This window comes from Pseudomonas sp. PSKL.D1, assembly GCF_028898945.1.
Taxonomy (GTDB): Bacteria; Pseudomonadota; Gammaproteobacteria; order Pseudomonadales; family Pseudomonadaceae; genus Aquipseudomonas.
In genome coordinates this window covers 2,833,588-2,850,848 of the sequence record NZ_CP118607.1, presented here as the reverse complement: position 1 = coordinate 2,850,848, position 17,261 = coordinate 2,833,588, and the positions used below count along the sequence as shown (strand labels likewise).

General features: G+C 65.8%; 14 protein-coding genes. 7 read left to right on the top strand and 7 right to left on the bottom strand.

Annotated elements, in window-relative coordinates:
* Positions 1 to 10: 10 nt before the first annotated feature.
* Genes PVV54_RS12750 through PVV54_RS12735 form a run of 4 tightly spaced genes read left to right on the top strand, consistent with a single transcriptional unit; the run spans position 11 to position 5,795 of the window.
* On the top strand, positions 11 to 1,183 hold the full coding sequence (locus tag PVV54_RS12750; RefSeq protein WP_274910286.1) for an ABC transporter substrate-binding protein: 1,173 nt from the start codon (positions 11 to 13) through the stop codon (positions 1,181 to 1,183).
* A 15-nt stretch (positions 1,184 to 1,198) separates the two neighbouring features.
* The gene (locus PVV54_RS12745) at positions 1,199 to 2,068 is read left to right on the top strand and encodes a branched-chain amino acid ABC transporter permease (RefSeq protein ID WP_274910285.1); all 870 of its coding nucleotides are present in this window, start codon (positions 1,199 to 1,201) and stop codon (positions 2,066 to 2,068) included.
* Positions 2,065 to 4,551 carry a branched-chain amino acid ABC transporter ATP-binding protein/permease gene (locus PVV54_RS12740; protein WP_446731446.1) on the top strand — a complete coding sequence of 829 codons (2,487 nt, stop codon included), beginning with the start codon at positions 2,065 to 2,067 and terminating at the stop codon, positions 4,549 to 4,551. The genes PVV54_RS12745 and PVV54_RS12740 overlap by 4 nt, the downstream gene beginning before the upstream one ends.
* Complete coding sequence (locus tag PVV54_RS12735; protein ID WP_274910283.1) at positions 4,548 to 5,795, top strand: amidohydrolase family protein; 1,248 nt, start codon at positions 4,548 to 4,550, stop codon at positions 5,793 to 5,795. Before PVV54_RS12740 ends, PVV54_RS12735 begins: the two co-directional genes overlap by 4 nt.
* Here PVV54_RS12735 and PVV54_RS12730 read toward each other — a convergent pair.
* From PVV54_RS12730 to PVV54_RS12705, 6 genes are all read right to left on the bottom strand, one after another.
* Positions 5,764 to 6,459 (bottom strand): GntR family transcriptional regulator, encoded by a 696-nt coding sequence (locus PVV54_RS12730; protein ID WP_274910282.1) that lies wholly within the window; start codon positions 6,457 to 6,459, stop codon positions 5,764 to 5,766. The two genes, PVV54_RS12735 and PVV54_RS12730, sit on opposite strands and share 32 nt — an antisense overlap.
* 73 nt (positions 6,460 to 6,532) lie before the next feature.
* Complete coding sequence (locus PVV54_RS12725; protein WP_274910281.1) at positions 6,533 to 8,092, bottom strand: gamma-glutamyltransferase family protein; 1,560 nt, start codon at positions 8,090 to 8,092, stop codon at positions 6,533 to 6,535.
* On the bottom strand, positions 8,013 to 9,686 hold the full coding sequence (locus PVV54_RS12720) for an MFS transporter (RefSeq protein WP_274910280.1): 1,674 nt from the start codon (positions 9,684 to 9,686) through the stop codon (positions 8,013 to 8,015). Before PVV54_RS12720 ends, PVV54_RS12725 begins: the two co-directional genes overlap by 80 nt.
* Positions 9,683 to 10,738, bottom strand: a complete 1,056-nt coding sequence (locus PVV54_RS12715; RefSeq protein WP_274910279.1) for an HlyD family secretion protein — start codon at positions 10,736 to 10,738, stop codon at positions 9,683 to 9,685. The genes PVV54_RS12720 and PVV54_RS12715 overlap by 4 nt, the downstream gene beginning before the upstream one ends.
* 23 nt (positions 10,739 to 10,761) lie before the next feature.
* Positions 10,762 to 11,175: a cupin domain-containing protein gene (locus tag PVV54_RS12710; protein WP_274910278.1), complete on the bottom strand. Its 414-nt coding sequence runs from the start codon at positions 11,173 to 11,175 to the stop codon at positions 10,762 to 10,764.
* 28 nt (positions 11,176 to 11,203) lie between these two features.
* Positions 11,204 to 11,947 (bottom strand): SDR family oxidoreductase, encoded by a 744-nt coding sequence (locus tag PVV54_RS12705; protein ID WP_274910277.1) that lies wholly within the window; start codon positions 11,945 to 11,947, stop codon positions 11,204 to 11,206.
* Between the two features lie 205 nt (positions 11,948 to 12,152).
* On the opposite strand from PVV54_RS12705, the gene PVV54_RS12700 reads away from it, so the two are divergent.
* The 3 genes from PVV54_RS12700 to PVV54_RS12690 all read left to right on the top strand — a co-directional run bounded on the left by PVV54_RS12700 (position 12,153) and on the right by PVV54_RS12690 (position 16,239).
* Positions 12,153 to 13,706, top strand: coding sequence for a winged helix-turn-helix domain-containing tetratricopeptide repeat protein (locus PVV54_RS12700; protein WP_274910276.1), 1,554 nt, complete (start codon positions 12,153 to 12,155; stop codon positions 13,704 to 13,706).
* 231 nt (positions 13,707 to 13,937) lie between these two features.
* On the top strand, positions 13,938 to 15,233 hold the full coding sequence (gene tcuC / locus PVV54_RS12695; protein ID WP_274910275.1) for an MFS transporter: 1,296 nt from the start codon (positions 13,938 to 13,940) through the stop codon (positions 15,231 to 15,233).
* Positions 15,234 to 15,468: 235 nt separating this feature from the next.
* Positions 15,469 to 16,239, top strand: coding sequence for a substrate-binding domain-containing protein (locus PVV54_RS12690; protein WP_274910274.1), 771 nt, complete (start codon positions 15,469 to 15,471; stop codon positions 16,237 to 16,239).
* On the opposite strand, the gene PVV54_RS12685 is transcribed toward PVV54_RS12690, so the two are convergent.
* The gene (locus PVV54_RS12685) at positions 16,229 to 17,137 is read right to left on the bottom strand and encodes a LysR family transcriptional regulator (protein WP_274910273.1); all 909 of its coding nucleotides are present in this window, start codon (positions 17,135 to 17,137) and stop codon (positions 16,229 to 16,231) included. The genes PVV54_RS12690 and PVV54_RS12685 overlap by 11 nt on opposite strands.
* Positions 17,138 to 17,261 lie beyond the last annotated feature (124 nt).

Below are 17,261 nucleotides of genomic sequence, written 5' to 3'. Positions count from 1 at the left end.
AGTTCGCCCCATGTTCACCCGTTCCTTGCTGCGTCGCTGGCTGCCTTGCGCAGCCCTTACACTGGCCTGTGCCACGGGCTGGGCCCAGGCGGCCGAGCCGATCAAGGTGGGCCTGGTGGCCGCCTTGTCGGGGCAGTCGGCCAAATCGGGTGAGGCCCTCACCCGCGGCCTGACCTTGGCCATCGACGAGATCAACGCCAAAGGCGGCTTGCTGGGCCGGCCGGTGGAGCTGGTGCGCCGTGACGATGAGAGCAACCCGGCCAAGGGCATGCTGGCGGCGCGCGAGCTGATCCAGCGGGAGAAAGTCAGCGTACTGTTCGGCGGGCTCGATACCCCGGTGTCGCTGGCCATCGTGCCGCTGGCCAACCAGATGAAAACGCCGTTCATGGGGATTTGGGCCGCTGGCACCAAGATCACCGAAAACGGCGCGAAGGATAACTACGTGTTCCGCGTGTCGGCGGTGGATGAGCAGGTCGACGAGGCGTTGGTGGCCTACGGCCTGCGCCAGGGCATGAAGCAGCCGGGGCTGATCCTGGCCAACAACCCGTGGGGCGAGTCGAACCTGGCCGGGCTGAACGCCGCCATGGCCCGCCGCAACCTGCCACAGCCACCGGCCGAGCGCTTTGAAGACAGCGACCTGGACATGGTCCCGCAACTTACCCGCCTGAAGAACGCGGGCGTCGACACCCTGCTACTGGTGGGCAACGTCGGGCCGTCGGCGCAAGTGGTCAAGTCCCTCGACCAGATGGGCTGGCAGGTGCCGGTGGTGTCGCACTGGGGGCCGGCCGGTGGACGCTTCGGTGAGCTGGCCGGGCCGGATGCCGGGCGTGTGCACTTCATCCAGACGTTCGTGTTCGGCGAGCACAACAGTGCCCGTGGCGATGCCCTGCTGGCCGCGCTCAAGCAGCGCTACCCGCAAATCAAGGGCCTGGCCGATGTGACGCCAGCCGTGGGCATTGCCAACGCCTATGACGCCATGCACCTGGTGGGCCTTGCCATCAGCCAGGCGCAGGACACCAGCGGCAGCAAAGTGCGCGACGGCTTCTATGCCATCAACGACTACGCCGGCCTGATCAAGCATTACCAGCAGCCATTCACCCCCGCCCGCCACGATGCCCTGGGGCCTGACGATTACGTGTTCAGCCGCTTCGACGGCGACACCATCGTGCCCGTCACGCCCTGAGCGGAGGCTTAACGGATGATTACCACCGCACTGGTCAGCGGCCTGGGCCTGGGCAGCATGTATGCGCTGCTGGCCCTGGGCTTTCACCTCACCTACGCCGTGTCACGCACGGTCAACTTTGCCCAGGGCAGCGCCATGATGGTCGGCGCCGTGCTGGGTTACAGCCTGGCGGTGACCTGGGGCTGGCCGCTGTGGCTGGCACTGCCGGCCACCCTCATCCTGTGCGCGGTGCTGGGCCTGGCCATCGAGCGCTTCCTGGTGCGGCCTTTCCATGCGCGCGGGTCGGACGCCTGGCTGATGGCCACCGTGGCCGGCGGGTTGCTGCTGGACAACCTGGCCATGTTCACCTTCGGCAAGGAGCCCCGGCAGTTCGGCAGTGACCTGGCCAACCTGCGCTTTGCGCTGGGTGACAGCAACCTCAATGCCGTGCAGATCGCGATCCCGCTGGTGGGCGCGGCGGTCGCGGCCGGGTTGTTCTGGGTGCGTAAGCGCACCCAGCTTGGCCTGCGCCTGGAAGCCTGCGTGCAAAACCCGCGCGCAGCGCGCCTGATGGGCATCGAGGTGAACCGGGTGGTGGCGGCGGCCTTTGCCTTGTCGACCGTGTTTGCTGCCATCGCCGGGCTGTTGATTGCTCCGCTGTACAGCGTGCATGCCGACATGGGCACGTTGTTCGGCCTGAAGGCCTTCGCCGTGGCCATCCTGGGCGGCATCGCCAGCGCCGGTGGGGTATTTGCCGCCGGCCTGCTGTTTGGCCTGGTCGAGGCGCTGGTGACGCTGTATTTCGGTTCTGCCTTCACCCAATTGCTGTGCTTTGCACTGGTGATCGTGGTGCTGGCGGTACGCCCCGACGGCCTGTTTGGCCGCAAACTTTGGGTAAAGGTATGACGATGCGCCAATTGCTCGCCCCTTTGGGCCTGGCCCTGCTCGGCGTTGCCGGGCTGGGCCTGGCCGTGAGCCTCGACAGTTACTCGTTGTTGATCCTGACGCTGTATGCCCTGGCGGTCACCGTCGGGGTGGGTTTGAACATCCTGATCGGGCTGTCGGGGCAGATGTCCTTCGGCCATATCGCGTTCTACGCCATTGGCGCGTACCTGTCGGCGCTGCTGACCATCGCCGGGCTGCCACTCGCCGCTGCCCTGCCCCTGGCCTGCCTGGGTTGTGCGGCCTTGGGCGGGTTGCTGGCGATACCGGCGCTGCGGGTCAGCGGGCCGTATCTTGCGATGATCACCATCGCCTTTGCGCTGGTGGTGCACAACGGCCTGATCGAGTGGCGCAGCGTGACCGGCGGCGCCAACGGTCTGATGGGCATCCCGCTGCCCGAATTCGGCACCCTGGACCCGGCCGTGCTGCTAGGCGTGGGCGCGGTGCTGCTGATGCTGGCGGCGCTGGCGTTCTACTGGAGCCTGCAACGCAGTGGCTGGGGCCTGGCCATGCGTGCGGTGAAGGCATCGGAGATTGCCGCCCGCTCGCTGGGCATCAACCCGGTGCAAACGCGCACACTGGCCTTTGCCCTGTCGGCCGGCCTGGCGGGCGCGGCCGGGGCGCTGGTGGCCCCGGCGCTGATGTTCATCAACCCGGCGGCGTTCCCGTTTTCCCAGTCGATCCTGTTCGTGCTGGCAGTGATCGTCGGCGGTGCCGGCCTGTTGTTCGGCCCGGTGCTGGGGGCGTTGGTGATCATCGTGCTGCCCGAGTTGCTGGCCGACTTTGCCGAATACCGCCTGCTGGCGTTCTCGGTGCTGTTGCTGGCGGTTTTGTGGGCCGCGCCACGGGGTGTGCTGGGCAGCCTGGCCCGGCGTTTCTGGCGCCCTTTGCAGGTGCCGGTCACGGCCGAGCTAGATACCGGCAAGCTGCAGGCCTTCTTTGCCGGGGGCAACACCACCGGCCTCAAAGTGCAAGGCATCGGCATCCGCTTTGGCGGGGTGCAGGCAGCGCAGAATGTGAGCCTGCATGCAGTGCCCGGTAGCATCACCAGCCTGATCGGCCCCAACGGCGCCGGCAAGTCCACGGTGCTGAACCTGATCAGCGGTTTCTACCGCCCCGACAGCGGCTCGATCACCCTGGGCGACGAGCTGGCCGGGCAACCCGCATGGCGCATCGCCCGCGCCGGCATTGCCCGTACCTATCAGACCACCCAGTTGTTCGGCGAACTGAGCGTACTGGAGAACTTGCTGGTGGCATTCCAGCAAGGCGCCATCGAACGCCCCTGGGCCGTGCACCAGGCCGAACGCCACGCCATGGCCACCCAGTTGCTGGCGTTGGTCGGTTACCGGGGCAACCTGCATGTGGCGGCCGATGACCTGCCCCACGTCGACCGCCGCCTGGTCGAAATCGCCCGGGCGCTGGCCACCCGCCCCCAGGTGCTGTTGCTGGACGAACCCGCCGCCGGCCTTGGCCGCCAGGACACCGACCGCCTGGCCGCGCTGCTGCAACGGCTGGCCGCTTTCAACCTGACGATCATCCTGGTGGAGCACGACATGCCGCTGGTGATGGCCGTGTCGGCGCGGCTGCTGGTGCTCGATGCGGGCCAGCCGATCGCCTGGGGCACCCCTGAGCAGGTGCGCAACAACCCCAAGGTGATCGCGGCCTACCTGGGTGGCACTCAATACCAGGCACAACCCCGTGCCCAGGCCTGGGCCGGGGCGCGCGATGCGGTACTGCACGTGCGCGACCTGACCATCGACTACGGCGCCGCCCCCGTGGTGCAAGCGGTGGACCTCGTGGTCAACCCCGGCGAACTGATCGCCATCCTGGGTGCCAATGGCGCGGGCAAGTCGAGCATCCTGCAAGCCCTGGCCGGGCTGCACCGCCCTGGCCGTGGCAGTATCGTGCTGGATGACCGCAGCATCGAAAGCCTCGACGCCAGCCAGATTGCCCGCCTGGGCCTGGCGTTGGTGCCCGAGGGCCGGCAACTGTTCGGCCAGCTGAGCGTGCGTGAGAACCTGCTGCTGGGCGCCAACGTGCGCACCGATGCCGTGGACAGCGACGCCGAGATCGAGGCCATCCTCAAACGCTTCCCGCGCTTGCGCGATCGCATCGACAGCCCCGCCGGGCTGCTGTCGGGCGGCGAGCAGCAAATGGTCGCCATCGGCCGGGGGCTGATGGCCAAGCCGCGCATCCTGCTGCTGGACGAGCCTTCACTGGGCCTGTCCCCGGCAATGATCGGCGAACTGTACGATGCCCTGGCCGCTCTGCGCGACGAAGGCGTGACCCTGCTGCTGGTCGACCAGATGGCCAACCTGGCGCTGCAGGTGGCCGACCGCGCCTACGTGCTGGAAACCGGCCGTATCGTCAAGCAAGGCAGCGCCGAAGCCTTGCGTGGCGACCCTCAACTTGAAGCCGCCTACCTGGGTGCAGGAGCCGCCGCATGACTTCACTGGAACTGATTAACGTACGGGTTGGCGACAACCCTGCCCCCACACGGCTGCTGATCGAAGACGGCCGCTTCGTCTCCCGCCTGAGCCGCCCGGCCCCCACGCTGGACCTGGCAGGCTGCCTGGTGCTGCCGGGCCTGGTGGAAACCCATATCCACCTCGACAAAGCCTGCATCCTGTCGCGCTGCCACTTGCAGGAAGGCACCCTGGCCGAAGCCATCGCCCAGACCCGCCAGGCCAAGGCGGCGTTCACCAAGGCGGATGTTTACGCCCGGGGCGCCGCCGTGCTGGAGCAGGCGATTACACAGGGCACCACACACATGCGCACCCACGTGGAAATCGACCCGGGGATCGGCCTGACCGGCCTGCGTGCCATCCGCCAGTTGCAGGCCGATTACGCCTGGGCCGTGACCCTTGAGATTTGCGTGTTCCCCCAGGAAGGCATGCTCGACAACCCCGGCACCGAAGCCTTGCTGTGCCAGGCCCTGGACGAAGGCGCCGAGGTGCTGGGCGGTTGCCCCTACACCGACAGCGACCCGCCCGCGCAGATTCGCCGGCTGTTCGAACTGGCGGTGGCCTATGACCGCGACCTGGACCTGCACCTGGATTTCGACCTGCAGGTGGCCGGCATGACCCTGGGCGAGGTGATCCGCTGCACCCATGCGCACGGCTGGCACGGCCGCGTCACAGTGGGCCATGCCACCAAGCTGTCGGCGCTGCCCAAGGCCGAACTCATCGCCATGGGCCATGCCCTGGCCGAGGCCGGCGTGCAGGTGACCTGCCTGCCGGCCACCGACCTGTTCCTGACCGGGCGCGAACGCTTCCATGACAAGCCACGGGGAGTCGCGCCGCTGGCGCAACTGCACCAGTGCGGGGTCACCTGTTCGGTTTCCAGCAACAACATCGGCAACCCTTTCACCCCTTATGGCGACGCGTCACTGGTGCGCCAGGCCAACCTGTACGCCAACGTCGCGCAGTTGGGCACGCCGCAGGAGCTGCTGATGTGCCTGGGCTGGATCTCGCGCACCTCGGCGCGCCTGCTGCGCCTGCGCGACTATGGCCTGGAACCGGGCTGCCGGGCCGACTTCGTGGTGTTCGACGTGCCTTCGCCCGCCGATGTGATTGGCCGCATCGCCCCACCGCTGATGGGCTTCAAGCACGGCGTGCAAACCTTCGAGCGCCCGGCCGCGCAGTTGCTGCGCAGCCCGCTCAAAGCCCGTCCAGTGCCTGTCGCAAGTTGACTTCAGGGGCCGCCACTTCCTCGAGGGCCAACTGGCCCTCGAGTTCATCCAGGTGCGCGATCATTTCACGTACCGCCGCCTGGGTGTCACCGGCAGCCAGGGCATCGATGATCGCCTGGTGTTCATCCGAGGCACAGGGCGGGCTGTCACCGCGCTGGTAAAGGGCCACGATCAGCGAACTGCGCACCATCAGGTTGGCGAGGATGTCGGCCAACACCTGGTTACCGCACACCGTGCCCAGCAGCAGGTGGTACTCGCTCAGCCTGCCGACGATGGCCCGGCGGTCGGTGCTGGCGGTAGCTTGGCGTTCATTGCACATGTGCTGGTCGATGCGTGCCTGGTGCTCGGCGATGTGCGCCGGGGTGATGGCCTCGACGATCGCCCGTTCCACCGCCCGGCGGGCGGCAAAGATTTCCCGGGCCTCGCGGGCGCTGGGCTGGGCCACGGTGGCGCCACGGTTAGGTTCGATGTCGACGATGCGCTGCATGGCCAGGCGCTGCAACGCCGCCTGTACATGGTTGCGGTTGGCCTGCAGGGTCTCGACGATCTGCGCTTCGACCAGCCGCGCGCCGGGGCGCAGCCGGTGCTGGGCAATGGCCTTGGCGAGCATGTCGGCGATACGCTGGACTTCCTGTTGCTTGCTGCTGACCGCTTTGCCTTTCATCAAAACCTCGAAACCCTCGTACGCGATGGGCCGGCATTATCCGCCCGGCCCGTTGCCACGGCAATCGGGTGTTTCAGCGCGCCTGGCCGAGGGCGCTCCCTTGGCTGCGCGGGTCGTAGGCGGCGCTGCGGTTGCCGTCGGCGTCGATGGCGATCACGCCGGCCAGGCCCATCAGCGGGCTGAGTGCCGGGGTGGTCTCGAGGGCGTGGCCACGCTTGGCCAAGCCCTCAAGCACTGCCTGGCCGATATCGGCTTCCAGTTTCAGGTTGTCAGTGCTGTCGAAGAAGCTGCGGCCCAGCAAGAAGCGCGGCGTGCGCAGTGCGCCCTGAGGGGATTGCTGGTAGTCGATCAACTGGGTGGCCAGCACCATTTGCGTTTGCGGCTGGCCATCACCGCCCTGGGTGCCGAAGAACCAGCGCCGGCCATCGTCTGCCACGTAGGCTGACGGGTTGAGGGTGTGCGCCGGCCGCTTGCCGGGTGCCCAGGTGTTGGCGTGCCCGGGCTGCGGGTTGAAGCCGGCGGCCCGGTTGTGCCAGAGGATGCCGGTGTCACCGAGGATGCAGCCGGAGCCAAAGTCGTGGAACAGGCTCTGGATCAGGCAGGCGCTGCGCCCTTCGCGGTCGGTGGCGGCCATCCAGACGGTGTCGGCCGATCGACCGGGTTCGGCCCAGGGGGCGGCATGGTGCGGGTCGAGCGGCGCGGCGGGTTGAGCCAGGCTTTGGTGGTAATCCCAGCCGCTTGCGCGCGGGTCATGCAACTGCGCGTTACGCTGCAGCAGGCCTTGTTTGATGGCCTCGACCAGCAAGTGGTAGTAACGCGGGCTGCCGTTTTCGCCCAGCTCCACCGTGTTCAGCGCCGCCATGGCGCGCAGCGTATAAAGGCCCTGGCAAGGCGGCGCCACATTGAACAGCCGACCGTTGCGGTAGCGTACCGAGATCGGCTCGGCCAGGTGTGCCCGCGTCGCTCGCAAGTCGTCAACCGTGAGGCCGCAGCCCAGCGCCTCGAAGGCATTACCGAAAGCGTGCGCCAGTTCACCGTGGTAAAAGTCCTGTAGCCCATGGCGCGCCAGATGTTCCAGGCTGTTGGCCAGCGCGGGTTGGCGCAACCGGTCGCCGGCCTGAAGCCACTGGCCATCGCGTTTGCACAGTGGGTGCAGGCTGGGCAGCGTGTCGATCAACCCGGCGCGCTGGCCCTGCCAGAACAGCTGCGAGGCAGACACCTCCACCCCTTCGCGGGCTAACTCGGCGCCCGGGGTAAGCAAATCGCCCCACCCCATGCGCGAGCCCCAGCTTTCGCTCACGGCCTTGGCCTGCAGCCAGCTGGCCATGGCGCCAGCAGTGGTCGCCACCGATGCCGGGCCCCGCAGGCTGATGACCCCGCCCTGCGGCAACTGCGTGCCCGCCTGGCCGATCCCGATAATGGTGCGTATGCGGTCATCGTGGAGCAACCACAGTGCATCGCCGCCCAGGCCCGTCATGTGCGGGTATACCGCCGCCAGCACCGTGCTGGCGGCCAGCATTGCATCAATGGCCGTGCCGCCGCCGTCCAGTACTTCAAGGCCCGCCGTGCTGGCCAGGGGGTGTGGGGTGCACAACACGCCGCCACGGGAATGGGCGGTCAGGGATGGATTCATTGCTAGCTCCTTCGCATGGATTGCTAGCAATCAGCAAGGATCGTTCCGAACTCGCGTGTTTTGCGCGCCGCGCGAGCAACACTTTGATGCCGACCAGCACCGGGGCTGCGACCACGAACAGCAGCGCCACGGCATAAAAGGCTGTGTCGAAGGCAATCACCCCCGCCTGCGTAGCTACGCTGCGCCCCAGTAGCGTGATTGCTGCCTGCCCGGCTTCCGGGCCCATGCCCTTGCCTGACAACAGCGTGCCCGTGGTGGCCAACCGCTGCACCACTGCCGGTGCGCCATTGACCACATGCGCCCCCAGCACAACGCCATTGACGGCCACCTGGTGGTCTATCAGCGTCTGCAGCCCGGCTACGCCCAGCAGGCCGCCCAACTGCCGACCGGTGTTGAACAGGCCGATGCCAGCTGCCAGGTTCTCGTGGTTCAGGCCCGAAAACGCAATCAAGGTAATAGACAGGAACAGAAAACCCAGGCCCAGGCCGCGCAGCAGGATGGCGGGCGTCATGTCCTGCGCCCCGCTCTCGCCGCTCACGTGGGCCAGCATCCACATGGCCAGCATGATCAGCAGGATGCCGAACGGCACTGTGGCAAACGGCGCCACCTTGCGTACCTGAAACAACCAGGCCGCCAACAACAGCGCCGCGATGAACAACCCTGCGCTGGGCAACAGCAGCAGGCCCGCGTCGGTAGGCGTGAACGCGAGCATCGACAGCGCAAACGCTGGTATCAGGTAAGCACTGCCGAACAACGCCGCCCCGGCGACAAAGCTGACGATGAAGGCGAAAGTGAAATCGTAGGTACGAAACAGGGTGAAGTCGAAGACGCCAGGGCCCTTGCGCATGGCCTGCTGGCCGAAAGGCGCCAACAACGAGGCCAGGGCCAGTACTGCCACCCATCGAATATGCGCCTGTTCGAACCAGTCCCAACGGTTGCCCTGGCTCAACAGGTAGGTGAAGCCACCAAGGCTGGCGGCGATCAGCGCCATCCCCAGCCAGTCGAAGCGCTGTGCGGGTGGTCGCAATGCCCGCGGCCAGCCGGCATGGGCAATCAGAGCCATGGCAACGGTCGCCAGCGGCACCGCGCTGAAAAACACCCAGCCCCATGACCGGGTATCGATCAACCAGCCTTGCAGGGCCGGCGCCAGGGTGCCGGGCGCCACCACCGAGCCGATGGCAAACAGCGCTTGCAGTGTGGGCTGCCGGCGGCTTTCAAAACCGTAGAACAGCGCCGCCTGCCCGGCTACCAGCAAGGTACCGCCGGCCAGCCCCTGAACCACGCGCAAGGCAATCAGCCACTGCAGTTGCAGGCTCAGGGTTGCAGCCAGGCAGGCCACCCCCATCAGGGCTGTTGCGCTCAACAGCAGGTTGCGCGGCCCCAGGCGCCCGAGCAGCCAGGGCGCCAGCAAAAAACCGGTGAGTTTGCAGGCGATATAGCTTACGTCCAACCAGGCAAATTCATCCGGGGTGGCGGCCGTGTCGCCGATGATGTCGTTACGCGCCAAGGCCAGCACACTGCTGGTAATGGCCTCGGTCAGGGTGGCCAGCACGATGCCGGCAATCAGCGCCCAACCCGCCTGCACGCGGTTCACGATTCTTTACCTGCCTCGACCACCACGCGTGCCGACAGCCCCGGCACAATCCGCCCGGGCAAAGGGTTGGCGACCAGACGTATTTTCACCGGCACCCGCTGCACCACACGCACGAAGTTGCCGGTGGCGTTGTCCGGCGGCAACAGGCTGAATGCCGCACCGCTGCCGGGTGCAACGCTATCGACCACCCCGTCGAGCACGTCGTCAGGGTAGCCGTCGATGACAATACGGGCAGGTTGCCCTGGGCGGATGTGCTCCACCTGGGTTTCCTTGAAGTTGGCAACCACCCACACGTTGTCGACAGGGACAAGGTCGAGCAATGCACCGGCGGCGGTTACGTAACGCCCTACCCGCACCTGGCGATTACCCACCACACCCGCTACCGGCGCCCGCACCTGGGTATGCTCCAGATCGATCATGGCCAGTTCACGGGCGGCCTGGGCCTGCTCGATGGCGGCTAGCGCAGCTTGCCGTTGTGCCTGCAACACCAGCAGGCGCTGTTGCTCGGCATCGCGGGTGGCCGACGTCGCGGCCACAGAAGCTTCAGCGTCGGTGCGCGCGGCGTAGGTCTGGTCGACCAGCGACTGGCTGACAGCGTTGAAAGCAATCAGCTTGCGGTTGCGCTCGTGGGTTTTGCTGGCCAAATTGCGTTCGGCCACCGCCGATTGCAGGCGGGCGTCGGCCTGACGGATCTGCGCCCCCTGCAACCGGGTTTCGGCGTCGACGTTGGCCAGGCGCGCCTCGGCCGCCTGCACATTGGCCTCGGCCTGCGCCAGATGCGCGCGGTAATCGCGGTCATCGATGCGAAACAGCACGTCACCTGCCTGTACACGCTGGTTGTCCGCCACCGCCACTTCGGTCACATAACCGGGCACCTTGGCGGCAATCGCGGTGACATCACCCCGCACGTACGCATTGTCGGTGGAGGTGTCGGCGCCCGACCAAGCCAGGTAGCCGCCCACCGCCAGCACGGCCAGTGCACCGAAGCACAACAGCATGCCCAGCCGCCGCCGAGGGCTGGCCTGAGGGGTGTCTTGCAGCGGGGTGTCCATGATCGGGGCTCCTGCAGTGGCCGTTACTTGTCGGCCGGCGTTACCAACTGCGTTTCACTGCTGTCGAGCACGAACACCGCCTTCAGCCGCGCCGGTTTGGTCTTGCTGGCATTGGCGCTGACGCCGTGGAAGTCGCCGGGCGACTCGGACCAGCTTTCACCGGCCTTGAAGGTGCGCGCCGGCTCACCATTGACGGCGCTGCTGATTTCGCCCTCGATGACCGTGGCATAGATGAACGCGGTTTTGGGGTGGCGGTGGGACGGCGATGCCGCGCCCGGCGCGTAATCGACCTCCACCACCCGCATGCTTTTGCCCGGCACGTTCGGCAGCGGCTGGTTGAACACTTCAGTGACTTTGCTGGCCGGCGGGCTATCGGCGGCGATTGCGCCAACCGACAACGCCATGAGGGTGCAGGCCATAAGGGTGCGAGTGAACATGGTGATTCTCCTTGGATCGAGTAAGGGGTCAGGACCGCGCCAGCCAGTCTTCGAAGCGAATTTTACCCAGACGGGCGTGCGGGCCCGGGGTGAGCGACTGGTCATCCAGCACATCGCCGAAGTAGCGCGCATGCACATCGGCCACAACCTGACGGGGGTCGCCGGTCAGGCGCAGGTAACGGCCTATCAGCTCGTCCAGCGGCAAGGCTTCAGGGCCGGCCACTTCCAGCGTAGCGTTCGCTGGCGCGCCCAGGGCCACTTCGGCGAGCGCAGCCGCCACATCGGCCGAAGCCAACGGTTGAATCAGCGCAGGTGAAACCCGCACTTCGTTACCCACCGTGGCCGATTGTGCGATGCCGCCGACAAATTCGAAGAACTGCGTGGCCCGCAGGATGCTGTAGGGCTGGCCAGATGCCTTGATCAGGTCTTCTTGCGCGACCTTGGCGCGGAAGTACCCGTTTGCCGGTGAACGCTCGCAAGCCACGATCGACAGCGCCACATGGTGGCGCACACCGGCAGCTTTTTCGGCCGCCAGCAGGTTGCCGGTGGAGGTCTGGAAAAAGTCCAGTACAGCCTGGTCTTCCCAGGACGGCGCGTTGGCCACGTCGACCACCACGTCGGTGCCGTCCATGGCCGCGGCAAGGCCTTCGCGGGTGATGCTGTCGATGCCGGTGCTGGGCGCTGCCGCGATCACTTCATGGCCACCTTCGCGCAGGCGGCTGACCAGTTGCGAGCCAATGAGGCCAGTGCCTCCGATGATGACGAATTTCATGGCGATTCTCCGCGTGTTCGACCGCAGCCGTTGCCGTCGATGCCGCTTGAGGATGCGCCAGCAGCGCCGGTGAGTCCTTGCCAAACCCTTGGTTTTACCTTCAGAAAGTATTGGAATAGCGTCCAGCTTCACGCACGGTGCAGGCCGCTTGGCGCTGCCGTATCATCGGGGGTTAACCACCCTCAGTGCGGCCAGGATAAACACCGTGCGTTTTTTGTTTGAAGACTTCGTGCTCGACCAGCAACGCCGGGAGCTGACCCAGCGCGGCGACGCCGTGACCATCAGCCCCCAGGCGTTCGACCTGCTGCTGGCGCTGATCACAAGCCCCGACCGTGTGCTGAGCAAGGATGAACTGCTGCAGGCCGTGTGGGGCGGGCGCATCGTCTCGGAATCGACCATCACCAGCCATATCAACGCCGTGCGCGCGGCCATTGCCGACACCGGCGCCGAACAGCGGCTGCTGCGCACCGTGGCACGCAAGGGTTACCGGTTTGTCGGGGAAGTGCAGGCACAGCACCATGACGCCCCCCCGGCACCGACCACGCAGCAACCGCCCGCGCTGCCCGGCAAGCCGTCGATTACCGTGCTCCCGTTCCAGAACCTCAGCGGCGACCCGGAGCAGGACTATTTTGCCGATGGCATCGTCGAGGACATCATCACTGCCCTGTCGCGCGTGCGCTGGCTGTTCGTGATCGCGCGCAACTCCAGCTTCACCTATAAAGGCCAGCGGGTTGACCTGCAAACCATCAGCCGTGAACTGGGGGTTCGCTATGTGCTGGAAGGCAGCATACGCAAGGCTGGCAACCGGGTGCGCATTACCGGCCAGTTGCTTGATGCCAGCACCGGCGCGCACCTGTGGGCCGAGCGTTTTGAAGGCGAACTGGATGACATCTTCGAGCTGCAGGACCGCGTCGCGCAATGCGTTGTGGGGGCCATAGCACCACAGCTGGAGCTTGCCGAAATCGAACGTGCCAAGCGCAAACCCACCGACAACCTGTGCGCCTACGACTATTACCTGCGCGCCACGGCCAAGCTGCACCAGGGCACCCGCGAGGCCATCGAAGCCGCCCTGCCCCTGTACTACAAGGCTATCGAGCTGGACCCTGAGTTTGCATCGGCCTACGCCATGGCGGCCTGGTGCTACTTCTGGCGCAAGATCAACGCCTGGATGCTCGACCGCCCGCAGGAAATCGCCGAAGGCATTCGCCTGGCCAGAATGGCCGTTGAACTGGGCCGTGACGACGCCGTGGCGCTGACCCGCAGCGGCCATGCCCTGGCGCACCTGGCCGGCGACCTGGAGGGCGGCATCGCGCTGCTTGACCGCGCCCGCGTGCTCAACCCCAACCTTGCCCCGGCGTGGTACCTGGGCGGTATCTTGCGGGCGCTGCGTGGCGAGGCCGAGGTGGCGGTAGAAAACCTCACCCATGCCGAGCGCCTGAGCCCGCTGGACCCGGAGATGTTCCGCATTCAGGTGGGCATGGCGTTGGCGCATTTCTTTGCCGGGCGGCTGGATGTGGCGTTGGAGTGGGCCGAAAAGGCTGCCTTGAGCCTGCCGACACTGTTGCCGGCGCATGCGGTGATTGCGGCGTGCCATGGGCTGAGCGGGCGTGAGGTGGAAGCGGCCCGGGCGCTGGAAACCTTACTGGCGCTAGGCCCTGCACTGCGGGTTTCGCGGTTGAAGGATTGGCTGCCGGTTCACCGGCAGGTGGACATGGACCGGCTGGCCGAGGGGCTTCGCCGGGCCGGGCTGGAAGAATGAGTTGGACCTATCGCGGATAAATCCGCTCCTACAACGCGTTGCGCGTAACCTGTAGGAGCGGATTTATCCGCGATAGGCCCCCACAGACAAACGCACTCATCCAGCCCACACATCAATCCATGCGAACAATGCAATTAACAGATCAATACCCCTGCCGCACCATAACCGCTCAATAAGAACCGTGCCCGCATCCAGGCGGTGCACGTCACAAAAGCGGTATGGAGTACGGCAATGACAGCAGCAAACCCCACCGGGCGTTCCCGGGCCGGTGCCATCTTCCGGGTTACCTCAGGCAACTTCCTGGAACAGTTCGACTTCTTCCTGTTCGGCTTCTACGCCACGCACATCGCGGCGGCCTTCTTCCCTGCCAGCAGCGAATTCGCTTCACTCATGATGACCTTCGCCGTATTCGGCGCGGGCTTCCTCATGCGCCCGCTGGGCGCTGTGGTGCTGGGCGCCTACATTGACGAAGTGGGCCGGCGCAAAGGCCTGATCGTGACGTTGTCGATCATGGCCAGTGGCACGATATTGATCGTGCTGGTTCCCGGCTATGAAACCATCGGCCTGCTGGCGCCGGCTCTGGTGCTGGTCGGCCGGCTGCTGCAAGGCTTTTCGGCGGGCGCCGAGCTGGGCGGGGTGTCGGTGTACCTGGCGGAAATCGCCACACCGGGCCGCCGGGGCTTCTTCACCAGCTGGCAGTCGGCCAGCCAGCAGGTGGCCATCGTGGTTGCTGCTGCACTGGGCTTTGCCCTGAACCAGTGGATGGCGCAAGAAGCCATTGCCGACTGGGGCTGGCGTATTCCGTTTCTGGTCGGTTGCCTGATCGTGCCGTTCATCTTCCTGTTGCGGCGCAACCTGGAAGAGTCTGAAGAGTACGCCGCGCGCAAGCATCGCCCGGCCATGGCGGAGGTGTTTCGTACGCTGCTGAAGAACTGGCAAACCGTGATTGCCGGCATGCTGATGGTGGCGCTGACCACCACGGCGTTCTACCTGATCACCGTGTACGCGCCGACCTTTGGCAAGACCGTGCTGCACCTGAGCACGTCCGATGCGTTGCTGGTGACCCTGCTGGTGGGTGTGTCGAACTTCATCTGGCTGCCGCTGGGCGGCATGTTGTCCGACCGCATTGGCCGGCGCCCGGTGCTGATCGCCATGACGCTGTTGACCCTGGCTACCGCTTACCCTGCGTTGACCTACCTGGTGAACGCACCCAGCTTCCTGCACATGCTGGAAGTGCTGTTGTGGCTGTCGTTCATCTATGGCCTGTACAACGGCGCGATGATCCCGGCGCTGACCGAAATCATGCCGGCTGAAGTGCGGGTTGCCGGGTTCTCCCTGGCCTATAGCCTCGCCACCGCGATTTTCGGCGGCTTCACGCCGGCGATTTCGACGTTCCTGATCCAGTACAGCGGTGACAAGGCGGCCCCGGGTTACTGGATGTGCTTTGCCGCACTGTGTGCATTGTGCGCCACGTTGTTCATGTATCGCCGCTCCGGCGGCGGCCTGAAGCCGGCCGTGGCCAGCTGACAAACACCGGGCCGGTGTGGGTGCAACTGTCTTGTGCCGGCGTCCAGGTTCAACGCGTACCTCAAGGCATGCGCAATCCCTGTGGGAGCGGCCTTGCCGGGACGCCGGACCGGTCGGAAAGGGTCGCGCAGCGGCCCCAGGATTTCAGCGTAACGCACATATCGCCGGGCCCGCTCTGCGGCCCTTTCGCGACACAAAGCCGCTCCCACAAAACCCATAAGAACAAGGAATGAACATGAACAAACTGCTTAAATCCCTGGCCTTGCTGGCCGGTGTCAGCCTGGCCTGCGTGGCCCAGGCTGAAGAGATCCGGGTGATGACCTCCGGTGGTTTTACCGCAGCCTACAAAGCACTGGGCCCGCAATTTGCCGCCGATACCGGCAACACACTGGCCACCACCCTCGGCCCGTCGATGGGCAAAGCCCCCGAAGCCATCCCCAACCGCCTGGCCCGTGGCGAGCAGGCCGACGTGGTGATCATGGTCGGCTACGCCCTGGACGAGCTGATCAGGCAAGGCAAGGTCGACCCGGCCTCACGGGTGGAACTGGCCGATTCACGTATCGGGCTGGTAGTACGCGAAGGTGCTGCAAAACCGGATATCAGCACCGTGCCCGCGCTCAAAAAGACCCTGCTCGACGCAGGCTCGGTGGCCTATTCGGACAGCGCCAGTGGCGTATACGTGCAGGACCAGCTGTTCAAACGCCTGGGCATCGAAACCCAGGTCAAACCCAAAGCCAGCATGATCGAGAAAATCCCGGTGGGGTCGGTGGTCGCCAAGGGTGATTACCAGTTTGGCTTTCAGCAGGTCAGTGAACTGCTGCCGGTGCCAGGTGTGAGCTTTGTCGGCAAATTGCCCGAGGAGGTGCAGTCAGTCACCCGCTTTGCCGCCGGTATCCCGGTGGGCGCGCAACACCCGGTTCAAGCCAGGGCACTGCTGGATTACCTGGCCTCACCCGCCGTTCAGCCACAGGTGCAGGCCACCGGCCTGGATTCCGTTAAGCGCTGACCTGCGCGGCTTTCATTTCCACCACCAGGCGCTCCAGCGCCAGCGCCGCCGGGGTCAGGGTACGGCCCCGGCGCTTGATCAAGCCAACGCTGCGCATCACCTGGGGATCGGTTAGCGGCACGCGGGTAAGAATCGGGTGATCCGCCGCTGGCATGGCCATCAGCGGTACGGCGGCAACGCCCAGGCCCGCCTCCACCAGCCCTATCATCGTGGTCACATGGCGCGTCTCGCAAATGCTCTGGCGCTGCGGCACGATGCCGCTCAGCGCCTGGTCCAGCAAAAAGCGGTTGCCCGAAGTCTTGCCCAGCGAAATGTAGTCCTGCTGGTAAAACTCTTCCCACGTCACGCTGGCGCGCCCGGCCAATACGTGATCACGCCGACACGCCACCACGTAGCTTTCCTGCACCAGCGGCTCGAATTCCACATCGGCTTCGGTTGTGCCGATGAAGCTCAGGCCAAAGTCGGCCTCGCCCTCCACCACGGCACTCAGCACCTCGTGGGCACTGGCGTCCAGCACCTTGACCTTGATGCGCGGAAACTGCCGGTGGTAATGGGCCACCACCCGGGGCATGAAGTAGTACGCGGCAGAAGGTACACAGGCGACCGTGACCTGGCCAAGCCGGGTGGAGGCGACTTCGCTGATGCCCAGCAGGGCGTTGTCCAGGTCGTCCAGCAGGCGCTCGACACTGGGCATGAAGCCACGCCCGGCCTGGGTCAGGCTGACCTTGCGGGTGGTGCGCTCGAACAGCCGCACGCCCAGCGCGTCTTCCAGCTTTTCGATGCGCCGGCTCAAGGCGGGCTGGGAGATACGCACCGCTTCGGCGGCCCTGCGGAAACTGCCTTGGTCGACCACCGCGCGGAAGGCTTGCAGGTCGTTGAGGTCAAAGTTGATGGCCATGGCGCGCACTCGGTGACGGGCGGATTGATGCAGCCATTCTATAAATGTAAGCAATTAATGCAAAATGTTACGAGCGCCGAAACATCAGCTCCCCCCAAAGGGTGATATCGAGCCCCTGACGAGT